The 21649-nt window shown below is 57.2% G+C and carries 17 protein-coding genes and 1 pseudogene; 16 read left to right on the top strand and 2 right to left on the bottom strand.

All coding sequences use genetic code 11. The features are described from left to right. Positions 1–128 precede the first annotated feature (128 nt). From PPOP_RS11340 to PPOP_RS11325, 5 genes and pseudogenes are all read left to right on the top strand, one after another. Positions 129–1610 (top strand): reverse transcriptase/maturase family protein, encoded by a 1482-nt coding sequence (locus PPOP_RS11340; RefSeq protein ID WP_006286496.1) that lies wholly within the window; start codon positions 129–131, stop codon positions 1608–1610. Then, positions 1610–1681 (top strand): HNH endonuclease, encoded by a 72-nt coding sequence (locus tag PPOP_RS25945; protein ID WP_422730641.1) that lies wholly within the window; start codon positions 1610–1612, stop codon positions 1679–1681. The genes PPOP_RS11340 and PPOP_RS25945 overlap by 1 nt, the downstream gene beginning before the upstream one ends. Before the next feature lie 122 nt (positions 1682–1803). Beyond that, a pseudogene (locus PPOP_RS11335) lies at positions 1804–4644 on the top strand (3'-5' exonuclease); the annotation flags it as partial. A 223-nt stretch (positions 4645–4867) separates the two neighbouring features. Next, positions 4868–6064 (top strand): exonuclease SbcCD subunit D, encoded by a 1197-nt coding sequence (locus PPOP_RS11330; RefSeq protein ID WP_006286494.1) that lies wholly within the window; start codon positions 4868–4870, stop codon positions 6062–6064. Beyond that, positions 6061–9546 (top strand): AAA family ATPase, encoded by a 3486-nt coding sequence (locus PPOP_RS11325; RefSeq protein ID WP_006286493.1) that lies wholly within the window; start codon positions 6061–6063, stop codon positions 9544–9546. Before PPOP_RS11330 ends, PPOP_RS11325 begins: the two co-directional genes overlap by 4 nt. Before the next feature lie 506 nt (positions 9547–10052). Here the strand turns inward: PPOP_RS11325 and PPOP_RS11320 are convergent. Next, a complete protein-coding gene (locus PPOP_RS11320) occupies positions 10053–10499 on the bottom strand; it encodes a hypothetical protein (protein WP_006286492.1) in 447 nt (148 codons plus the stop codon). Between the two features lie 122 nt (positions 10500–10621). After that, on the bottom strand, positions 10622–11377 hold the full coding sequence (locus PPOP_RS11315; protein ID WP_006286491.1) for an alpha/beta hydrolase: 756 nt from the start codon (positions 11375–11377) through the stop codon (positions 10622–10624). Between the two features lie 116 nt (positions 11378–11493). Between PPOP_RS11315 and PPOP_RS11310 the strand changes: the two genes are divergently transcribed. From PPOP_RS11310 to ybeY, 11 genes are all read left to right on the top strand, one after another. After that, positions 11494–11844 (top strand): histidine triad nucleotide-binding protein, encoded by a 351-nt coding sequence (locus PPOP_RS11310; RefSeq protein WP_006286490.1) that lies wholly within the window; start codon positions 11494–11496, stop codon positions 11842–11844. A 169-nt stretch (positions 11845–12013) separates the two neighbouring features. Then, positions 12014–12187, top strand: coding sequence for a 30S ribosomal protein S21 (rpsU, locus tag PPOP_RS11305; protein WP_005547957.1), 174 nt, complete (start codon positions 12014–12016; stop codon positions 12185–12187). Positions 12188–12202: 15 nt separating this feature from the next. Continuing rightward, positions 12203–12646, top strand: a complete 444-nt coding sequence (locus PPOP_RS11300) for a GatB/YqeY domain-containing protein (RefSeq protein ID WP_006286489.1) — start codon at positions 12203–12205, stop codon at positions 12644–12646. Between the two features lie 146 nt (positions 12647–12792). Continuing rightward, positions 12793–14166, top strand: coding sequence for an NfeD family protein (locus PPOP_RS11295; protein WP_006286488.1), 1374 nt, complete (start codon positions 12793–12795; stop codon positions 14164–14166). A gap of 132 nt (positions 14167–14298) precedes the next feature. Continuing rightward, complete coding sequence (gene floA, locus PPOP_RS11290) at positions 14299–15294, top strand: flotillin-like protein FloA (protein WP_006286487.1); 996 nt, start codon at positions 14299–14301, stop codon at positions 15292–15294. A 10-nt stretch (positions 15295–15304) separates the two neighbouring features. After that, positions 15305–15799, top strand: a complete 495-nt coding sequence (locus PPOP_RS11285) for a hypothetical protein (protein ID WP_006286486.1) — start codon at positions 15305–15307, stop codon at positions 15797–15799. Positions 15800–16141: 342 nt separating this feature from the next. Next, complete coding sequence (yqfC, locus tag PPOP_RS11280; RefSeq protein WP_006286485.1) at positions 16142–16435, top strand: sporulation protein YqfC; 294 nt, start codon at positions 16142–16144, stop codon at positions 16433–16435. Next, positions 16432–17673: a sporulation protein YqfD gene (gene yqfD / locus PPOP_RS11275; RefSeq protein WP_006286484.1), complete on the top strand. Its 1242-nt coding sequence runs from the start codon at positions 16432–16434 to the stop codon at positions 17671–17673. The genes yqfC and yqfD overlap by 4 nt, the downstream gene beginning before the upstream one ends. Positions 17674–17699: 26 nt before the next feature. Further along, positions 17700–18668 (top strand): PhoH family protein, encoded by a 969-nt coding sequence (locus tag PPOP_RS11270; RefSeq protein WP_006286483.1) that lies wholly within the window; start codon positions 17700–17702, stop codon positions 18666–18668. A 15-nt stretch (positions 18669–18683) separates the two neighbouring features. Continuing rightward, entirely contained in the window at positions 18684–21053 is a 2370-nt protein-coding gene (locus PPOP_RS11265) for an HD family phosphohydrolase (protein WP_093471045.1), read from the top strand. A 32-nt stretch (positions 21054–21085) separates the two neighbouring features. Next, positions 21086–21589 (top strand): rRNA maturation RNase YbeY, encoded by a 504-nt coding sequence (gene ybeY / locus PPOP_RS11260; RefSeq protein WP_006286481.1) that lies wholly within the window; start codon positions 21086–21088, stop codon positions 21587–21589. Positions 21590–21649: the final 60 nt, after the last annotated feature.

The raw sequence follows: 21649 nt of genomic DNA, 5'->3' as shown, positions 1-21649 counted from the left end.
CTGTAGAGGATTGAATATCCCATAGGGGAACGGAGTCTCCGTAGTAGTCCGAGACAGGGAAAGCCTGTCACATGGCGAAGGGAGACAGCTTGTTGGTATAATAGTTGCGGAAAGGAGCGCAAGGCTCCATGAATTCTAGCGAAACGTTATACCTATTGACCAAGATATCCAGTGAGAAGCCAGATTACGTGTTCGAACGGGTGTACCGCCATTTCTATAACCCTGACTTTTACCTTCGAGCCTACGACAACCTCTACGCTAACGGCGGCAGTGGTGCAGCAGGTTTCGACGGAGCAACAGCTGACAAATTCAGCTTGGAAAAAGTCAGATCACTTATTGAATTGATGAAAAATGAATCGTATCAACCGCAACCGGTACGGAGGGGTTGCATGCCCAAGCAGAACGGGCAACAACGTCCTCTCGGGCTACCTTCCTTCTCGGACAGCATCATTCAAGAAATTTGCAGGATGATTCTTGATGCGATTTACGAACCCACCTTTGAGGATTTCAGTCATGGATTCAGACCTAATCGCAGCTGCCACACTGCCTTGCAGGAAGCAAAGGCTCACTTCAAGGGTGCAACGTGGTTTCTCGAAGGGGATATCACAGGATACTTTGATAACCTCTCTCCTCATAAGCTAATCGCGCTGCTGGAGAAGAAAGTGAACGATGCGAAGTTTATCCGACTCATTTGGAAGTTTTTAAGGGCAGGATACTTGGAGGATTGGAAGCACTACGGCACTTATAGCGGAACCCCGCAAGGCGGAATCGTCAGCCCGGTGCTTGCAAACATCTACCTGGATCATGTTGATAAGTGGTTTACCTCTTACAAAAATAAATTCGATCAGGTTCGAAATCAAACTCCCTGCGACACCTTCCAAAACTCGGTTTTCAAACGCATCAAATGCATTCGCTACGCCGGCGACTTCGTTGTCGCGGTCTGGGGCAGCAAGGAACAATGCGAAACGATGAAAAATGATATCCAAGCGTTCATGGCAACCGAACTGGAAATCGAGCTATCGGAAGAAAAGACGCTGATCACGCACTCTACGGATGGCGCTAAATTCCTCGGACATATCATTAAGGTCAGGAGCGACTGGAACTTCCAAAAAGGCAAAAACGGCGTGAAAAAGCGAGTATGCAACGGATGGGTTGAACTCTACATGCCGGACGACACGGTCAGGAACTTCATCACGAAGTACAAGATGGTAAAGGACATTAACGCCAAACAATGGAGAATGCTTCACATTCCGTCCATCGTCAATCATCCCGATATCGAAATTGTCGCTCTGTATAACGCCCGCCTGCGTGGACTCTATAACTTCTACAAAATGGCGATGAACGTGAACAGATCCATGCGGCAACTAAGCTATGTTATGGAATATAGTTGTTTAGCGACTCTCGCTAGCAAATATAAATCAAGCATTGCCAAAGTGAAGCAGAAATTCAAGGTGGACAAGCACTGGGGTATTCCTTACAAGGACAGTCAAGGGCAGACGAAAATCCTATATTTCCACAAGGATGGATTTACGAGGAGCAACACTCCTTATCAACGGGCTGACCCAGATCTTCATCCCAACCTCATGGCACAGCGAAGTGGGAGAAAGTGATGATAGGCAAGAACCGGAAGACACTCATTGTATGTCAGCAATGTCACGATAAAATCCATCACGGCGAATAGATATCTACGGTCGAAATGACAAGTGGAGAGCCGTATACTTGGAGACAAGTACGTACGGTTCGGAGGGGAGTTCTTCGAAACCTGTCGCAGGAATGTGATAAGGCGCGGGGTTCTTACCCTACTACCGCTTCCGCCTGGCGGAGCCGGGCTTGTTCCAAAGCAAGTATACCTCCTACGGGACGAAAGTCCGCGGGGATGGCATCCGTATCGATCTGGCCCGCAACTTCCGCAGCCGACAGGGCATCGTCGATACGGTCAATATGGTGTTCCGCCAGATTATGAATGCCGATGTGGCGGAGCTCACCTATGATTCCGCAGCAGAGCTGGTATGCGGGGCGTCCTATCCGTCCGCCGAACAGATCGCGGCGGAGAGCCGCCGAGGCCGGGAAGAGTTCGGGCTGCCCTATTTCGCGACCGAGCTGCTGCTTATTGACAAGGGCGTGCCAGCTCCGGCAGACGAGGCAGCGGCGGATGAGGACGGCGAAGGGGAACGGGCTGCGGCGGATGCCGCCGAGCTGGAGACCGCACGCCTGGAAGCGAGGGCGATCGCTTCGCGCATCCGCCGTATGACGGGAGACGAAGGGGAGGCCCCTTATCTCGTGTACGACAAGGCTCAGCAGCGGATGCGTCCGGTCACGTACCGGGATATGGTCATTCTGCTGCGGGCGACCCAAGCCTGGGCGCCGCTGATGATGGAGGAGCTGAGACGGGAAGGAATACCGGCTTATGCCGAGTTCAGCACCGGTTATTTTACAGCGACGGAAGTGGAGATTGTCCTGTCTCTGCTGCGCGTCATCGACAATCCGCAGCAGGATATTCCGCTCGCTGCGGTGCTTCGTTCGCCTATCGTCGGCTTGCAGGAGGAAGAGCTGTCCCGGATTCGGCTGTACGGCAAGGGTAAGCCGTTCTATTGCGCGGTCTTGGAAGCGGCCAGGGCACAAGCGCAGGACGGCTCCTCGCTGGCGCTTGAGCTAGAGCTACCTCTGTCAGCGGATGGGGACGCGGATTCGGCCCCGCGGCAAGGTAGCGGGGGCTGGCAGGCGAAGCTGAGCCGCTTCCTCGACCGGCTGGAGCAGTGGCGCAATGCCGCGCGGCAAGGGCGGCTGTCCGAATTGATCTGGCGAGTGTACCGGGAGACCGGGTACTACGAGTGGGTTGGGGGACTGGCCGGCGGCCTGCAGCGCCAGGCGAACCTGCGCGCCCTGTATGATCGCGCCCGGCAGTATGAATCGTCCTCGATCCGGGGACTGTTTCGCTTCCTGCGCTTCATCGACCGGATGCGGGATACGGGCGGGGATCTTGGGACGGCCCGCGCGCTCGGCGAGCGGGAGGACGTCGTCCGCATCATGACGATCCACAAGAGCAAGGGGCTCGAATTCCCGGTCGTCATCGTCGCGGGGCTGTCGAAGCGGTTCAATCAGCAGGATCTGAACGCATCCTTCCTGATGCACAAGCATCTCGGCTTCGGTCTGAAGTATGTCGATGAAGAGAAACGGGTCGCTTATCCGACGCTGCCGTATCTGGCTATTCGCCGTCAGATGAGGTTGGAGCTGCTGGCCGAGGAGCAGCGCGTGCTCTACGTGGCCCTGACCCGGCCGAAGGAGAAGCTGATTCTGATCGGCACGGTGCAGGACGCGGAGAAGTCGATTCGCAAATGGGGAGAGGCGCTTGATGTCGAACGGCTCTTGCTTCCGGATTATGTGGTAGCGGAAGCCCGATCGTATCTCGACTGGATCGGGCCTGCGATTATCCGGCACCCGGCTGCGGCCGAGTGGCGCCGGTATGCCGGCCTGCCGAACCGGAACGGGGAATGCCTGCTGGAGGAGCCGTCCCAGTGGCAGTTGGCGTTGGTGCCGGCATCTGTCATTGCCGCGGACGAACGTCTGGCGGACATGCCGGAAGATGAAGAGCGTGTGCGTCGCATGAAGGCGCTGCGCCGGCTGGAGACAGAGGACGAGTTCCCCCGCTCCGCTTGGGTGGAGCAGATCGGGGAGCGGCTATCCTGGCGCGATCCGCACCGCATTGTGACCTTGCTGCCGTCGAAGACATCCGTCACGGAGATGAAGCGGCTGGCCGCTTCCGATGATGGGCCGGCGGAGGACTGGATTGGCGATCCGGCCGGACCGGAAGTAGAAGCGGGGGAACCCGTGGCGGAACACGATGATAAGGAGGCAGCGGAGACGGCAATGGGCGGCAATGAACCGGCCGCGGCGGCGGGAACGGATGCAGGCGGCGATCAGGTGGCGTCCGCACCGTATGCCGATGCGTCCCGCACCTTGTATTTGCGGCGTCCGAGGTTCATGGAACGGCGCGGCATCACGCCTGTCGAACGGGGGACAGCCTACCATCTGCTGATGCAGCATCTTCCGCTGAACCGCCAACTGACGGCGGCCGAGGTGAATCATACCCTCGACGATCTGGTGGCCCGGCTCATTATGACCCGGATGCAGGCGAACGCGCTGGATGCGGAGAGCGTCGTCGCTTTCTTCGACAGCGAGGTCGGCCGGCAACTGGCCGAAGCGTCGTGGGTGAAGCGGGAGCTGCCGTTCAGCTACGGACTATCGGCAACGGAAGCGTACTCGATCGAGGGTCTTCGCCGACGTGAATCGGTAACGGCCGCCGCCGAAGCGCTGGGAAGGAAGACGGCTTCCTCATCGGAGAACGAGCCGCGCTTCGTCGCGACCCCGGCCTTCGCCGCGCTGGATTCATCCGGGCAGCTTGACCAAGAGACGGTGCTCGTGCAAGGGATTATCGATTGCCTGTTCGAATGGGACGGCGAGTTGGTTCTGCTCGATTACAAGACCGACAACGTGTTGGCCTGCCAGAAGGGTCTCCGCGGGCTGACGGAGCATTACCGGTTCCAACTGGAGCTGTACGCGCGGGCGATTGAAGACATATGGAAGCGGCCGGTCAAGCGGAAGGTGCTGTACTTCTTCGACGCGAAGCAGGCTTGCGAGCTATAAGCGAAAACGGCGGTCGGCTGCGGCCTGCTCCGGCCCCAGTGCTTGCGAGGGTAGGGCAATCGTCCTTGTGTTCCAGGGGTTGTTCCGTTCCGGTGACTGTCTGCACATGTCCGGGTGTTCGTTCGCGTGCGGGTCTGGCGCCCGTGTGCTTGTGTCCTGCCCCGGTCTTCGTGCAGGCCTCAGGGTTGATTTGATCGAGTTTGGCGAGGAGGGTGATAGATTTATGCGTATTTTACACACCGCCGATTGGCATTTCGGACGGACGCTGGAAGGGCGGAGCCGTCTGCAGGAGCAGGCGGCGTTCGCAGACGAGCTGGTTGCGCTGACGGAGGAGGAGCGGGTCGATCTTGTTCTGATCGCGGGGGATGTCTATGACTCCGTCAATCCACCCGCTGCCGCGGAGCAGTTGTTCTATGAAGCGGTGGCCCGTTTGTCGGACGGGGGCCGCCGCCCGATCGTTATTATTTCCGGCAATCATGATCATCCGGAACGGTTATCTGCTTCCGCCCCGCTCGTCGGGGAGCGGGGCGTTGTCCTAATCGGCCAGCCCATGCTGGAGGCGGTCGTCGTGCCGTGCGCGCGGACGGGGGAAGAGGCGGTTATCGCGGCCCTGCCCTACCCGTCGGAAGCGCGGCTGGGCGAGCTGCTGTCGGATGAGCCCGAGGAGCAGGCAGTGCGCCGGGCCTACAGCGCCCGTGTATCGCAATTGCTGGCGCGGCAGGCGCAGCGGTTCCGGCCGACGGCGGTCAATCTCGCCATGAGCCATCTATATGTGCTGGGCGGGGCGGAGACCGACTCGGAGCGCCCGATTCAGGTCGGGGGCGCCTATACGGTCGATCCGTCCGCCTTCGGCTGCCAGGGTGCGTCGGCCGCGCCCCAATATACGGCGTTGGGGCACCTGCACCGGCCCCAGTACGTTAAGGGGCCGGGCGTCATCCGCTATAGCGGCTCTCCGCTCGCCTACAGCTTCTCAGAGGCCGGACAGGCGAAGTCGGTGACGCTGCTCGATCTGGCGCCCGGCGCGGAAGCGGTGCCGGAGGAGCGCTATCTGTCGTCCGGCCGCCCGCTTGCAGTATGGAATGCCCGCGGAGGCTATGAGGAAGTGATGCGCTGGATCGAGGAAGGGCGGGACGGCCGCGCCTGGCTGGATGTGAGCTTAACGCTGACCGAGGCGTTGACGATGGATCAGATTCAGAAGCTGCGCCGCGCCCATGACGGCATCGTTCATATCCGGCCGGTGTATGCGGAAGTGGAACGGGAGACGGAGGGCGAGCTGCGGCTGAGCGAGCTGCCGGTGGAGGAGATGTTCCGCCGCTTCTATGAGCGGCAGACCGGCGGCGCCCAGCCCGATGACGCGTTAGTCGCTTGCTTCCTTGAGCTGCTTGAGCCTGAAGTCGCTGAGAAGGAGGAGAGCGCATGAAGCCGCTTGAATTGAGGCTGGCCGGACTGCAGAGCTACCGCGAAGAGCAGCGGATCGACTTCGAGAAGCTGTGCGAGACCGGGCTGTTCGGCATTTTTGGCCCGACGGGCAGCGGTAAATCTTCCATCCTCGACGCCATGACGTTGGCGATGTACGGCAAGGTCGAGCGTGCGGCGGGCGGAACACAGGGGATTCTGAATCAGATGGAGAACACGCTGTCGGTCTCCTTCTCCTTCGTACTCCACGGCGCGGCCGGCAAGCGCACGTTCCGGGTCGAGCGGCGCTTCAAGCGAACCGGTGACGTGACGGTGGGCAGCACCTTGACCCGCTTCATCGAGCTCCGGCCGGAAGGCGATATCGTGCTGGCAGACAAGCTGGCGGATGTGAATCGCTGCGTAGAGGAGCAGATCGGGCTGAAAATGGACGATTTCACGCGGGCGGTCGTGCTGCCCCAGGGCAAATTCGCCGAGTTCCTTTCCTTGAAGGGAAGCGAGCGCCGTCAGATGCTGCAGCGGCTGTTCTCCCTTGAGAAATACGGCGACGAATTGGCTGCCCGGCTGGCCCGCCGCGTGAAGGAAGCGGATATCCGCTTGAAGACGTGCCTGGCCGAGCAGCAAGGGCTGGGCGACGCCTCCGAAGAGGCGGTCCGCGAGGCGGAAGCGGCGCTTGCCGCGGCGGTGCGCCACGCCGAGGAGGCTAGAGCCGCCCGCCTGGAAGCGGAACGCCTTCACCGGGAGCGGACGGAACTGCGGGAACGTCTTCAGGAGCAGGAGCGGCTCCTCGCCAGAAGGGGCGAGTTGGGGCAGGAGGCGCCGAAGCGCGAGGCGGAGCGGACGGAGCTGCAGCGGGCACGGGATGCGGAGGCGCTGCTTCCGTATGTCAGCGAGCTGGAAGAGCTGGAATCAAGGTTGCTGAAGGCGTCCGCCGGACACGAGGCGGCCCGGGCCGCCGCAGCCGCAGCCGCTGAGCGGGAGGCACAGGCGATTCGGGCGGCCGACGATGCGCTCCGGCGCAAAGAGATGGAGGAGCCGGAGCTGATGAGCCGCCATGCCCGCCTGCAGGAAGCGGTCCGCCTGTATCAGGACAGCGTACGGCTGCAGGAAGAGGCGGAGCAGTGGACCGCGAAGCAAAGCGAGGCCGCTAGCCGGGCGGAGCGAGCGGAAGCCGAAGCGGCCCGGGCCCGCGAGGTGCTGCGGAAGGCGGCCGATCGGCAGGCAGAACTGCGCGAAGCGATGCAGACGCGTGAGAAACCGGCCGAGGAGCGAGATCGGTTCCAGCAAGCGGTGCGCGAGCGGCAGCTGCTGGGCGTGCAGCACGACCGATGTCGGGAGCTGGAGGATAACTGCGGCAAGCTGGCCGCCCGGACGGAGCAGGCCGGGCAGACATGGCTTGAGCTGCTGCAGATGTTAACCGGCCTTGTGCTGGCCGGCCAGGCGGCGGCACTGGAGGGTCGCCGGATCGAGTCGGCGTGGCAATGGCTGCATGCCCAGGCTGGCGCTGCGCTGGAGGAAGCGGAACGCGAGCTGGCGGCCGCGAGGGAGCGGCAGTGGCAGCAGGCGGCCGAGGAGATGGCGGCGAAGCTGGCTTCCCGGCTGGAGGACGGCCAGCCGTGCCCGGTCTGCGGCTCGACGTGCCATACTCATCCGGCGCAACCGGCTGCCTCGAAGGTGGGCCGCGAAGGCTGGCCGGAATGGGAGGAAGCGAGAGACAAGCGGCGGGAGGCCGTAAGGCTGGCCGAGCAGGGCAAGGAGCGCTGCGCCGGCGCGGTGCGTCAATGGAGCGAACGGATGGCGGAGCTGAACAGTCGGCTGCGGCCGATGCTGCGCCTCTGGGAAGAGGGCGCTGCCTCCCTGCCGTCAGCGGCGGCGCAAATGGCAGCCGCCTTAGAGGAAGGCGTTCCGGTTCCGGGTGAGCTAGTCGGCCAAGAAGCGGATGCCTCCTGGGAGGCGCTAATATGGAGCCTGCAGGAGCGGACCGCTGCCTGGGAGTGCGGCATGGAGCAGAGCGTGCAGCGGATGACAGACAGCCAATGGGAGCTGCAACAGGCATGGTCGGCCTATGAGTTGGCTGAGGCGACCCGGCGGGAAGGCGAGGCCGAATCGAAGCGGGCCGGGGCCGAATTTGCCTGTTCAGCGGAGCGATGGGCAGCCCAGTATGAGCCGGCCGGCTGGAGCTTGGGCGAAATGGACGCGACCGCCGAGCGGTGGCGCGAGGATGAAGCGTTCGTGAACGATTGCCGTGCCCGGATGGACAAAGGGGCCGTCTATGTCGAGGAGATGCAGCAGCGGCTGCGTCAGCTCGAAGCGGAGAGCCAGCAGGCGGAGCTGCAGCGCGTCCAGGCGGAGTCCGAGCTTCATGGCGTCCATCGGCTGCTGTCCGAGTACTGTCAGCGGCTGGAGCCGTGGGCAGGCGGTCCACCGATCGAACGGCAGGCCGCTGAGGCGGAAGCCCAGCTGCATGCGCTGCGGGAACAAGCCGCCCGAACCGCTAGAGAAGCGGAAGCGGCACGCCAGGCCCAGGGGGAGGCGGAACGGATTGCGGCGCTGGCAGAGCAGCAGCGGGCCGACCTGGGCGAGCGCGCGGACGGTGCGCGAGAGCGTCTGGCGGGGAAGCTGGCCGCTTCCTCGTTCGGGGCTGCCGGTGAAGTCATGGCGGCGCGCCGCGGCCCTGATCGCTGCCTGGAGCTGGAAGAGGGGCTGGCGGCCTATGACGAGGAGCTGCGAGATCTTCAAGCGCGGCTGGCCCGGCTGGCGGAGCAGCTCGACGGACGCACCGTGTCCGCCACAGCGTGGCAGGAAGTGAAGGAGCAGTGGGAGCTGGCGGTCGAGCGGGACGAAACGGCGCTTGGGAGCCGTGCCCGGGCCGAACGCGATGCCGAGCATATCCGGAGCAAGCATGAGCGCTGGATGGAGCTCGAGGGCGAGCGGCTGCGTATGGAGGAGCTGTTGGGAAGGCTTCAGCAGATGCAGGGCATATTTCGCGGGAACGCCTTCGTCGAATTCATCGCGGAGGAGCAACTGATACAGGTAAGCCGGGCCGCTGCGGAACGGCTGAAAAACTTGACCAAGCAGCGGTATGCGCTCGAAGTCGATTCGGGCGGCGGCTTTGTCATCCGGGACGACGGCAACGGAGGCATTCGGCGTCCGGTATCCACGCTGTCCGGAGGCGAGACCTTCCTGAGCTCCTTGGCGCTGGCGCTGGCGTTGTCGGCCCAGATTCAATTGCGGGGGATATATCCGCTCGAATTTTTCTTCTTGGACGAAGGGTTCGGCACGCTCGATCCCGAGCTGCTCGACACCGTCGTCACGGCGTTGGAGAAGCTTCATCACAATCGGCTGGCGGTCGGGGTCATCAGCCATGTGCCGGAGCTTCGGGCCCGCTTGTCGCACAAGCTGACCGTGCTGCCGGCGGAGCTTGCCGGCTCCGGTTCCCGGATTAGGATGGACGAAGCGGACTACAGCGGTACGGGCGAAGGGGTGTGAAGTTCATCACAGTAACAGCTGTGACCCACTGTTATAATACAGATAGCCGACATCTTATCCAATGGCATCTCGATGACCGTACTGCTTCTGCAAGCGGTGGGCGCTCTTTGCAGCCGCATTTCGCTTGCAGGTGCACTACGTTCATAGCGTCCGTGACGCTGCCCGCTTGCGAGCGGGGGACGAGGTGCTCTTTTTTTGTCTTCAAAGCGGATAAAAAAGCGAGTGATTGCCCAAAGATACCGGTGTGCAGTAGATTATCTTTGGGAACCACCAGATTGTAGAGTTCTATATATGGGCTCAAAATAAGGCTTTGTTGCTTTGGGAGCAAAGAGATCACCAGCCTTTGATGAGATACTTTGATTTTACCGATAAAAAAAGAGACAGACTCTTCAAAAAAATGAAGAATTATCTCTCTTAGGACGAAGGGACTTTTTCAGTGGCCTCCTAGTATGTATAAGGCTTTTTACGATTTCAATGAAATCTAATTCAAAAATTGCAGGTAAACGTTATAATAGACTTTTGTCATTAGAATACTTATATGTTACTGTTCCCTCTAACTTAGCCTCACCAGAATGTACTTGTATAGAATGATCACCTGTACCCGTAGGTTTTTCCGTATATATTATCTGTGCTTCTCCCGGTTCTATAGTTACTACCCCTGTTGAATTCGTATTTGAACCTTCAAGTACCGGTTGTTTACGATCACTAACTCTTTCAATTGATAAAGTCATATTAGCTTTACCATCGTTCCTAACATAAAATTTCCCCCATCCATAATTTTCAGGAATCTTGACATTATACGTAACTGTAGAACCACCTGAAAAATCTTCCTGTTTAGGGCCATAGTATACTTCTCGTTTTACTCGCTCCAACTCATCCGTTTGTGCAAGTACAGAAGTTGCGCTTAGGATAGGTAACGCTGTTAGTGTTGTAACTAGTAAAAATTTTTTCATAGTTCATTCCTCCCTATTCAATAATTTCAAAATCATTATACCATAAATTACAGGAAAAATACAAAAATAACCATATTACTTTTTTCCTGAGGATAGGTTATGCGCTCATACGGGTCTTTCTTTTAGGTTCCGGATGCATGTAGCGTTGCAATCCAATCGACGATCGTGCTGACGGTTTCCCGAACTTGCTGATCGTCTGATATGGTTGCGCCCTTGTCCTTCTTTTGCAAGCCGTAATCTCCGAACTGCGCGTGATTGCCTCCCTTGATGACATGCTCCTCGAAGGAATCGGGCATATACGATTTACTGTTCGTATACCGCTCCATATCGAGCACTCCATCCTGAGAGCCGTAGACGGACAGAACCGGGATGTTCAGTTGGCGGATGTTGCGGTTAGGGTAGGAGGCCAAAAACACGATGCCTTGAACGCTGAGCGTACTGTTCATCACATATTCAGCCGCCATCGTACCGCCGAGCGAATGCCCGCCGATAATGTTGATCCCGCGGGGATCCAGCAGCGGCAGCACGCGGTTGGCGCCCTGGGCATCGAGCACCGCCAGGTTGAGCGGCATCGCGATAATATACGTATTGACCCCATTGGCGGCCAAGGTGCGTGCCAGCACGGCGTAGCTTTCCGGCTGGACCAATCCGCCCGGATAGAAAATGAAATTGGCCGTCGGCTCGAACCGCAGCACGCCGTCTTCCTGCGTGATGGTGACATCTTCGCTAGGAATCATGGCCTGAACCGCCTTCGTGCCTGCGGGGTAGGGGCGCAAATAGATGGCGAGAGCGGCAGCGAGCACAAGCAGGACGGCAGCGGCCCCGATAAGGATGCGTATCCCTCCGCGGCGTCTTGGCTTGTCTTGAGGTGAAGACATCCGGATATCCTCCTTTCAGTTGGACGAGCCCTTCGTTTTTGATATGATAACAGTACCCGAGAGTAACGACTCATCCGCTATCAGATGGTGAGAAATATTAGAAGGAGGCTGTTTAGATGGACTGTATTTTTTGCAAAATTCTCGAAGGTTCGATTCCTTCCAAAAAAGTATTGGAAAATGGTCATGTCGTCGCCTTTCACGACATTACGCCCCAAGCGCCGGTACATATTCTTATCATCCCCAAAAAGCATATCGCATCGATGAACGATCTACAAGCAGAGGATGCTTCCCTGATGGGGGAAATCCATCTGGCTGCACAGAAGATCGCCCGGGATATGGGGATTGCCGATTCAGGCTACCGCTTGATCAACAACTGCGGGAAAGACGGCGGACAGGTGGTGTTCCATCTTCACTATCACCTGCTAGGAGGAGGGCGGCTGGGCGCTTTGACAGGGCCTGGAGCGTAAAGGACAGGAAGAAGGTTCCAGCGGCCGGTTCGCTATTCCTGTTGTCCGATGCATAAATGCAGACAGAATGCGCCGCCAAGGTTGACACTCACTTTTACAATCACATATAATGTAGTTTGATAACCGTGTTGTTGTTCTTGGACGGTCTGGTCGGAGGGAGGGAAAACTGGTGTCTGAAACGAAAGTTCGCAAAAACGAAACAATCGATGCTGCACTTCGTCGCTTTAAGCGCTCCATTGCAAAAGATGGCGTATTGGCTGAAGTTAAAAAGCGTAAGCACTATGAAAAGCCAAGCGTTAAGCGCAAGAAGAAGTCCGAGGCTGCCCGCAAGAGAAAGTTCTAGGAGGAATTAGCACCAATGGATCTTAGCCAACGATTGAACGAAGATATGAAGCAAGCGATGAAAAGTCAAGACAAGTTCAAACTCTCCACCATCCGGATGGTACGTTCAGCGATCAAGAATGTTGAGATAGATGCTAAGAGAACTTTGAATGACGATGAAGTGCTTGAGATTCTGGATCGTGAAATCAAACAGCGGAAAGATGCCCTCCAACAATTTGAAAGCGCAGGTCGAGACGATTTAGCTGGTTCAGTGAGAGACGAAATCGAGATTTTGACACAGTATCTTCCTGCCCAACTTTCCGAAGAAGAGATTAAAGAGATCGTACAGCAGGCTATCCAAGAGACCGGTGCTTCTTCGAAAGCCGACATGGGGAAATTGATGGGTGCCCTGATGCCGAAGGTAAAAGGGCGCGCCGATGGAAAGCTGGTCAATACGATAGTTCAACAATATCTGCAGTAAGCGTCTTTGAGAGCCTTATGCAACGAATAAAAACACTCCTTTTCACGAAAGGGAGTGTTTTTTTCTAGCGATTTCCTGGAACGGACGGAAGGATGTAACGTATTACTGTATAGACTGATGAATAGGGAAGGGGGTATACTAGAGAGATGAAACACCTGTTCAAGCATCGATTTGCAGCTACAGGCATCCTGTGGCTGATGACCGCGTCCGTTCTGTTCGGCATGCTGGGAACCGCTGTCTCGCCGGTTCAGGCCGAGGGAGAGGCGGGCAAGGGCAGCGCAGTCGTTATTCCAATCAGGGGAACGGTCGACCCGGTCATGAAGTCCTTCCTGTTCCGTGCGCTTGAGGAGGCGGAGCAGCTTCAGCCGGAAGCGGTCATTTTCGAAATGGACACTCCCGGAGGATATGTAGATGTAGCGATGGAGCTTAGTCAGCGGATGATCGAGAGCCCTGCCCGCACGGTAGTGCTCGTTCACGGCAAGGCGGCTTCGGCGGGGATCTTCCTGGCGCTCAGCGCGAACGAGATCGCAATGACCCCGGGAAGTGCTATCGGCTCTGCCGCGCTGGTCGATTCTTCTCACAACTATGTGGATGATCCGAAGGCCGTCGCGCTGTGGGTCAGTAAGATGGTATCGGCTGCGGAGAAGAACGGCCGGGATACGGACGTCGCTACGGCGATGGCGGATCTGCAGGCCAAGGTGGAGCTTCCGCAACTGAACCGCACGAAACAGCCGGGAGAGGTTCTGTCCCTCAGCGTCAATGAGGCGAAGCGGGCTGGATATTTGGAATATGAAGCTTCTTCCGTGCAAGATTTGCTGGCCCGTATGAAGCTCGACGGCGCACAAATCGTTCGCATCGAGCCCTCGGCAGCGGAACGAGTCGCTTCCTATATCGTAACTCCGGCGATTGCAGCGCTGTTGCTATTCCTCGGTATCGCGGGCGTGGCGATTGAACTGATCGTGCCAGGTTTCGGGGTTCCGGGCGTTCTGGGCGTCATTGGATTCGGTTTATACTTTTTTGGCCATTTTATTGCCGGACTGGCGGGGGTGGAGACCATCGTATTGCTGCTAATTGGGTTAGTGCTGCTGGCGCTGGAGATGTTTATTCCAAGCTTCGGAATTCTCGGCATTCTAGGTGCGATCAGCTTGATTTCCGGGGTCGTCCGCGCGGCCTATAATACGGGGAACGCGCTCATGTCCTTGGGCATCGCCTTCGTCGCGGCCGTCGTCGTCGTTATCATTATTGCCCGCGTCTTCAAGCATCGCGGCATCTGGAACCGGTTCATCCTCAAGGATGCACTTACGACGGATCAAGGCTTTGTATCGACCGCTGATAATACGGAGCTGATCGGCATGGTCGGGAAGGCGCTTACGCCGCTTCGTCCGGCGGGGACCATCCTGCTGGGCGGAAATAAATATGACGTTGTCACAGACGGCGCTTTTATCGGAAAGGATGAGTTGGTCGTCGTCGTGATGACGGAGGGGGCGCGCATTGTTGTCAGCCCGCAGGAAGGTTCTTGAAAAAGGAGGTTTACAAAGTCCGCTTTTGATCACGAAGGAAGCTATTCGGCATCGAATTTTGCAATGTTGAAAAGAATCGACTGCCGATAGGGCAGCCGCATTAACTTATTCCAATTGGAGGTTTGACTGCGTATGGATCCAACGATTGTCAGCACCCTGTTCATTGGGGCGATTATTGTTATCGCTCTAAGTGTGTTTTTCAGCTTTTTCCCGGTCATGCTCTGGATATCCGCTGTTGCATCCGGAGTACGCATCGGCATTATTACGCTCGTAGCGATGCGTCTGCGCCGGGTCACCCCAAGCCGGATCGTCAATCCGATGATCAAGGCGACGAAGGCGGGGCTTGGACTGTCCATCAACCAACTGGAGAGCCATTACCTTGCCGGAGGTAATGTTGACCGGGTTGTCAACGCCCTTATCGCTGCGCAACGGGCCAACATCAACCTCGAATTCGAGCGTGCCGCCGCGATTGACTTGGCGGGCCGGGACGTTCTGCAGGCCGTGCAAATGAGCGTAAACCCGCGTGTCATCGAGACGCCGATCGTCGCCGCCGTAGCGAAGGACGGGATTGAGGTCAAGGTTCGTGCCCGCGTTACGGTTCGAGCCAATATCGATCGTCTCGTCGGGGGCGCTGGGGAAGAGACGATTATCGCCCGTGTTGGCGAAGGTATCGTTACAACGGTTGGCTCAAGCGACTCGCACAAGGATGTTCTCGAGAATCCGGATCTTATTTCCCGCACCGTGCTCGGCAAAGGCCTTGACGCCGGTACCGCATTTGAGATTTTGTCCATCGATATCGCCGATATCGACGTAGGCAAGAACATCGGCGCGCATCTGCAGACCGAGCAAGCGGAAGCTGACAAGCGCATCGCTCAGGCGAAGGCGGAAGAGCGCCGGGCGATGGCGGTCGCGGAAGAGCAGGAGATGAAGGCCCGCGTCATCGAGATGCGTGCCCGCGTCGTTCAATCCGAATCCGAGGTTCCGCTCGCGATGGCGGATGCTCTTCGCACAGGCAAGCTCGGGGTCATGGATTACATGAACATGAAAAATATCGAAGCCGACACCCATATGCGCGGCTCGCTCGGCAAAATGGGGGAGAACGGCAACCACAACAAATCGGAAAGTTAGGCGATAAGCGATGGATATCTTCGAAAAGGTATTGGGTTTTCTGTTGAACAATCCATTTTTGGCCGTCATTCTGATCGGATTTGTGTTCTCCATCTTGCGGAAGGACAACAAGCGAGCCAATCGGATGCCGAGCTTCGGCGGCGATACGGCGGGGCACCGGCCGGGCTCCGAACCGGACGATCGCGACCACGATCCCGATGACATGCGGGAAGAGGAGCGGTCCTATCCGGTCTATGCAGGGGAGGAGCGCAGCTCGCAAGCTGGTCTCCCGCAAGGATATGCTTCACACGAGATGGATAGCATTGCCCTGGAAGAGAGAATTGCGGCAATGAAGCCTTCGGTGCGTCCGGCTAGCGCCCCGCGGCATGCGGAGTCAAGCAAAAAGGAATCTGCCGCTGCAGCTTCTGTCGCGATTCGCCCGGAGGAGGCGCTGAAGGGCGTGCTGTGGTCCGAAATTCTGGGACCGCCGCGGGCGAAACGGCCTTATGGCCGCCGCTCTTTCTGAGCTATTGTTCTTCAGGCCCACGGGGATGTTGTTGCGGAACACCGTACGAATCTTCGCGGGCCTGGCTTTTTTAGATCCCTGCAGCAAGGAAGTGCGCAGGTCGGCAGCAACGCGTTCCCCAGAGAACAGTGTCCTAAGCGACCGCAATAGCCCCCCAATGGAGCAATGCTCCTTAACCGCCGCAGCGCGCTCCTCAATGGAGCAACGCCCCCCTAGCCCAGCAACGCGCCTCCACCGTCGGACATTCCCGCTGACGGCTGTTCGTTTCTCCGTCCCCTCTATTTCATAATCCGGTCTTGTTGCGCATAGGTTGTAAAGTACAGGAAGGGGGCCTTTGCCAAAATGAGCCGCATTGCCCGCAAATTGCGCCAGTGGTCCGTAAATTGGTTCGATCTGCCGCAGGATATGATCGCGGATATGCCCCGTCTGGTCATGACCGGCAATCACAAGCTGGTCGTAGAGAACCATCAGGGCATTCTTCACTTCTCCGATCAGCATATGCGTCTCGCCTTGGCAGCGGGTCAATTGGAAGTGTACGGAACGGACTTGACGATTCACGCCATCTATACGGAGGAAATCTGTATCGAGGGCGTTATCAACGATATCAAGTATCATGGAACGGGGGGAACGTCGTGAAAGCTCCTTCATTTGCCCGCCTGCGCGGCTATGTCCGTACCAGTCTGCACGGCGACAACATCGAAGCCTTTATCAATGCCGCCGCCCTTCAACAAATTCGAATTTGGGATATCCGGCGTCTCCCGGACGATCGGGCGGAATGTTATTTGCTGGTCAGCGGCTACTTTCGCCTTCGCCCACTGTTGAAGAAGACAGGCTGCCGCATTCATGTGGAGCAGCGCTCTGGCTTTCCATTCTTCATCGTACGCATCCGCCGACGGAAGTTCTTTGTCGTAGGCGGCATTCTTTTTTTGCTCGGATTGTACATGCTGTCTTCCCTCGTCTGGAGCATCGAGGTAACGGGCAATGTTCGCATTGCGACGGAGGAAGTACTGAAGCAGGCGAGACAGCAGGGAATTTACCCGTTCCAATGGACCTTCCGGCTCCGCGATCCGGACGTCGTCTCCAAGGCAATGAATACGCAGATCAAGGGCGTCTCGTGGATTGGCATTGAGCGGAACGGGACAACAATCCGGATTCATGTCGTGGAATCGACCCTGCCTGAAAATAGGGAGCTTGTTAACCCTCGCCATCTTGTGGCCAAGACAGACGGGATGATAACACATATTATCGCAGAACGTGGCCGTCCGGCCGTCAGGCAGCATTCCCGGGTCAAGAAGGGCGATATTCTCATCTCGGGACAAATCGGAACCGAGGAGTTGCCGAGCACGGTGGCGGCCAAGGGAGAGGTGCGGGCGCTCGTATGGCATGAATATGACGTCGCTGTCCCCCTTGTCACCAAGCGTAAAGTATATACCGGAAAGCAGAAGGAGCTTCGTTATGTTACAGCAGGGGACAGGCGTCTGCAGATCGCCGGCTACGGCGGCATTCCGTTCGACAGCTATGAGACGATCGTGAAAGTGAAGCGGCTGCAATGGAGGCATTGGGTGCTGCCGTTCGGCTCACAGACAGAGGTGCTGAAGGAAGCCCATATCATCTCGGAGGAGCGAAGCGAGCAGGAGGCTTTACTTGCGGGGCTGCAGGAGGCGCGCTCCGATGTACTGGCCAAGAACGGTCTCGATGCGCGCATTCATGAGGAAAAAATTTTGCATCAGAAGGCGGACAATGGTAAAGTGGTCATGAAGGTGCTTTTTGAAGTGGAGCAGTCGATTGCGGAAGAATTGCCGATTGTTCCGCAGGCACAGCCGGATCCGGGCGGGCAGGATGAAAAAGCGGCGCCTCCACAAGCGAGAGGATAATGAACGTTTAAGGAGACTGAGATTTTTTGACGCAACCAACAATTGTCAAGCTTACACTGCAGAACGTGGCCGAGGGACTGGCTCTCTTCGGCCCGCAGGACAAGTACCTGCGCCTGATTCAGAGCGGCACGGACGCGAACGTCATGTCGCGGGATGCGGAGATTTCTATTTCGGGGATGGCGATGGAAGTTGAGAAGCTGCAGCAGCTATTTGAAGTTCTGCTGGAGCTCGTGCGGAACAATATCACTCTGTCCGAACGCGATATTCAATACGCCCTCGATTTGGCGCAAGATTGGAAAGTCCACGAACTGCTCGATCTGTTCAAAGGCGAGATTGCCCATACGTATCGGGGCAAGCCGATACGGGTGAAGACGATTGGGCAGCGGCATTATGTATCCACTATTAAGAAGAAGGATATCGTGTTCGGCATCGGCCCGGCCGGGACAGGCAAGACGTATTTGGCCGTCGTCCTGGCGGTGATGGCGCTGAAGGAAGGAGCGGTCAAGCGGATTGTATTAACCCGCCCGGCCGTAGAGGCGGGCGAGAATCTGGGCTTCCTTCCGGGGGATTTACAAGAGAAGGTGGATCCGTATTTGCGGCCGCTCTATGATGCGCTGTACGACGTCATGGGCCTTGATCAAGTCGGGAAAGCATTGGAACGGGGACTGATCGAGGTCGCGCCGCTTGCTTACATGCGCGGCCGCACGCTTGATGACGCGTTCATTATTTTGGACGAGGCCCAAAATACGACGCCCGAGCAGATGAAGATGTTCCTGACGCGGCTCGGATTCGGCTCGAAGATGGTCATCACCGGAGACATCACCCAGATCGATCTGCCGCGCGGCAAGCGCTCGGGCCTGGTGGAAGCAACTCATATTTTGCATGAGATTGAAGAAATCGGCTTTGTGCACTTTGCCGAGCAGGATGTCGTTCGTCACTCCTTAGTGCAGAAAATGATTACAGCTTATCAGAAGGATAGCGAAAACCAAGGATAGAGAGGGTTGTTCTCTATGCTAAAGACAAATCGTTCCGGAGACGGAAGCAAGCCGGCCCGGCAAGTGAATATGTCCGGTTGGAAATACAGCGTTGGCGTACGCCTTCTTTTGTTTCTTCTCATCACGCTGCTGTTCTATATGAGTCTGGCTCCGAGCGTGCTGCCGGAGAAATTCGATATCGAGGTCAACGTGCGAAGCGAGAAGGACATTATCGCGCCGATTCAGATCCCGGACAAGAAGGCGACGCTCAAAGCCCAGGATTATGCAGCCGAACGGGTGCAGCCGATTTACGATATCATTTCCTTGCGCAACGAGCGTCTGTCAGACAGCATTTTCGATCGGATCGAGCAGTTGAACTCGGACGAGTCGATCACTTATTCCCAGAAGGTGGACGTATTCCGCCGGGAAATTCCGGAGATGGTGAAGGATCATGTGCGCCAGTTCCTGACGACGGGACGGAATACCAACACCTATTCCAGCGTGATGCTGGAGGAGATAAGCCAACGTCTCGAAGAGCAGACCTACCGTATTCCCGAGGAAACGTATATCAAGATCGCGAGACTGACCAAGGAAGATATTACGGAAATGAAATCGGTCGCCCGGGAGCTCGTATCGAAGCTGATGAGCGATGCGGTGCCCGAAGCGGCGATCGCCAGGGCGAAGGTGCCCGAATATGTGAACGCCAGCTCCCTGAACAAGCGCTCGGCGCGCGAAGTCGTACAGGAGCTGGTCCGACTCGTCATTACGCCGAACAAGTTCTATGACGATGAAGCAACGAAGGAAGCGAAGGTTCAGGCGCGCGAGAATACGCCGCCGGTATTTATTAAGCAGGGCGATATTTTCGTCAAAAAGGGCCAACTCATTACGCAAGAAATGTATGATCTGCTGCGTGAGAACGATCTGCTGAAGACCGAAGTCAATTATTGGCCGCAATTTGGTCTATTGCTTCTGTCGGCGCTGTTCTCGCTCGTCTTGTTCATGTTCATGCGCCAGGCGAGCCATACGCATTTCAAATTTAACAATGTTCAATTGCTGATGCTGCTGCTTATTTTCACCATCAATATCATTGCTGTTCATATTCTCGCTTACTCACAGACGGAAGACGCAATATATATCGGCTACGCGGCACCCGTCGCCATGGGCGTCATGCTGATTACGCTTCTGATCGATCTGCCGCTCGCCTATATTAGCGCGGTCGTGCTGAGCGTCGTGGCCAGCATCATTTTGAATACGCATCAGGGCGCGCTGTTCGATTTCCATTTCGGATTTTTCGCCCTCGTTACATCCTATGCGGCGATATTCGCGATTCACCGGGCGAGCCAGCGCTCAACGATATTGAAGGCGGGCATTATGGTATGCATCTTCGGCAGCTTGACGGTGCTGACGCTGTCCATGCTGAACGGGGATGCGCTCAATCAGCGCGAGACGATGCTCGCCGCGGCGTTCGCCTTTGCCAGCGGACTGTTGAATGCGGTTCTGGTGATGGGACTGATGCCGTTTTTCGAAGTGACCTTCGGCATTTTATCCGCACTGAAGCTGGTCGAGCTGTCGAACCCGAACCATCCGTTGCTGCGGAAGCTCCTGACGGAGACGCCGGGCACGTATCATCACAGCGTTATGGTCGGGAATCTGGCCGAGCAGGCGGCCGAAGCGATCGGGGCCAACGGGCTGCTCTGCCGCGTGGGTGCGTTTTATCATGACATCGGCAAGACGAAGCGTCCAAGTTATTTCATCGAGAATCAGACGAATATGGACAATCCGCATGATTTCATTGATCCGAAGCAGAGCACTTCGATCATTGTTGCGCATGCCCGCGACGGAGCCGAGATGCTGAAGGACTACAAGCTTCCGAAGCCGATTCGGGATATTGCCGAGCAGCATCATGGCACGACATTTTTGAAGTACTTCTATTTCAAGGCGTTGAAGCTGGCCAAGGAGCAGGGCAAGGAGCCCGATTTTACGGAAGATGACTTCCGTTATCCGGGGCCGAAGGCGCAATCGAAGGAAGCGGCCGTCGTCGGCATTGCCGATTGCGTAGAAGCGGCGGTCCGCTCGCTCCGCCACCCGACCGTGGAGCACATTGAATCGATGATTCAAAAAATCATTAAAGACCGTCTGGATGACAACCAATTCAACGAATGCGATCTGACCTTGCGCGAGCTGGACATGATCGGTCATTCGCTGAAGCAGACCGTAATGGGGATATTCCATTCCCGCATTGAGTATCCGGACGATCCGAAGGCGAAGCAGAGCAGCACCACGCTGGAATCCGCTTCGGATGCTGCCGCCGGCGAGAAGAAGCAGCAACAGGTGGTTGAGGCGGTTGTCGAGGTGCAGTCCGACCAGGCGGCCATGCCGGGAACCGGATCCGGAACGGGACGATAAATCGTAGAGCGTGATGAAGGAGATTACGGAACATGCACACTGTGAAGCTGGAGTGGAACAATGAGCAGGTGAAGCTTTCAATTGAACCGCCGCTTATCGAACTGCTGGAGCGGATATTGCAAGAAGCGGCCCGAACAGAAGGCGTGGATGGAGGAGAGGTTGCCCTCACCTTCGTCGACGACGCGGCTATCCATGCGTTGAACCGCGAGTATCGCGGCATCGATCGCCCGACGGACGTACTGTCCTTCGCGATGCGCGAATCGACCGATGAAGAGATGGACATCTTATACGAAGTGGAAGAGGATGCCGAGCTGGAAGGCCTGGACGATGATCTGCTCGGGGACATTATCATTTCCACTGAACGCGCGCAGGCCCAGGCTGAGGAATACGGGCATTCACTTGAACGGGAAATCGGATTTTTGTTCGTGCACGGCTTTCTTCATCTGCTTGGCTATGAGCATCAGGACGAGAAGAGCGAGCGCGAGATGATGGACAAGCAGGCGGCGGTTCTTGGCCGGGTCGGGCTGATCCGCTAATGAGGCGGCCATGGGCGGATACATTCCGGGCAGCATGGGAAGGCATTCTCTATACCCTCC

The organism is Paenibacillus popilliae ATCC 14706 (assembly GCF_000315235.1).
Lineage (GTDB): Bacteria > Bacillota > Bacilli > Paenibacillales > Paenibacillaceae > Paenibacillus_B > Paenibacillus_B popilliae.
This window is presented reverse-complemented; position numbering and strand designations above follow the sequence as displayed.

What these genes read in the sequence shown, in the direction of transcription:
- ybeY (WP_006286481.1), top strand. Translation starts at nt 21,086, where the DNA reads ATGCACACTGTGAAGCTGGAGTGGAACAATGAGCAGGTGAAGCTTTCA.
- PPOP_RS11340 (WP_006286496.1), top strand. Translation starts at nt 129, where the DNA reads ATGAATTCTAGCGAAACGTTATACCTATTGACCAAGATATCCAGTGAG.
- PPOP_RS11265 (WP_093471045.1), top strand. Translation starts at nt 18,684, where the DNA reads ATGCTAAAGACAAATCGTTCCGGAGACGGAAGCAAGCCGGCCCGGCAA.
- PPOP_RS11325 (WP_006286493.1), top strand. Translation starts at nt 6,061, where the DNA reads ATGAAGCCGCTTGAATTGAGGCTGGCCGGACTGCAGAGCTACCGCGAA.
- yqfC (WP_006286485.1), top strand. Translation starts at nt 16,142, where the DNA reads ATGAGCCGCATTGCCCGCAAATTGCGCCAGTGGTCCGTAAATTGGTTC.
- PPOP_RS11310 (WP_006286490.1), top strand. Translation starts at nt 11,494, where the DNA reads ATGGACTGTATTTTTTGCAAAATTCTCGAAGGTTCGATTCCTTCCAAA.
- PPOP_RS11320 (WP_006286492.1), bottom strand. Translation starts at nt 10,499, where the DNA reads ATGAAAAAATTTTTACTAGTTACAACACTAACAGCGTTACCTATCCTA.
- PPOP_RS11285 (WP_006286486.1), top strand. Translation starts at nt 15,305, where the DNA reads ATGGATATCTTCGAAAAGGTATTGGGTTTTCTGTTGAACAATCCATTT.
- PPOP_RS11315 (WP_006286491.1), bottom strand. Translation starts at nt 11,377, where the DNA reads ATGTCTTCACCTCAAGACAAGCCAAGACGCCGCGGAGGGATACGCATC.
- floA (WP_006286487.1), top strand. Translation starts at nt 14,299, where the DNA reads ATGGATCCAACGATTGTCAGCACCCTGTTCATTGGGGCGATTATTGTT.
- PPOP_RS11300 (WP_006286489.1), top strand. Translation starts at nt 12,203, where the DNA reads ATGGATCTTAGCCAACGATTGAACGAAGATATGAAGCAAGCGATGAAA.
- PPOP_RS11330 (WP_006286494.1), top strand. Translation starts at nt 4,868, where the DNA reads ATGCGTATTTTACACACCGCCGATTGGCATTTCGGACGGACGCTGGAA.
- PPOP_RS11295 (WP_006286488.1), top strand. Translation starts at nt 12,793, where the DNA reads ATGAAACACCTGTTCAAGCATCGATTTGCAGCTACAGGCATCCTGTGG.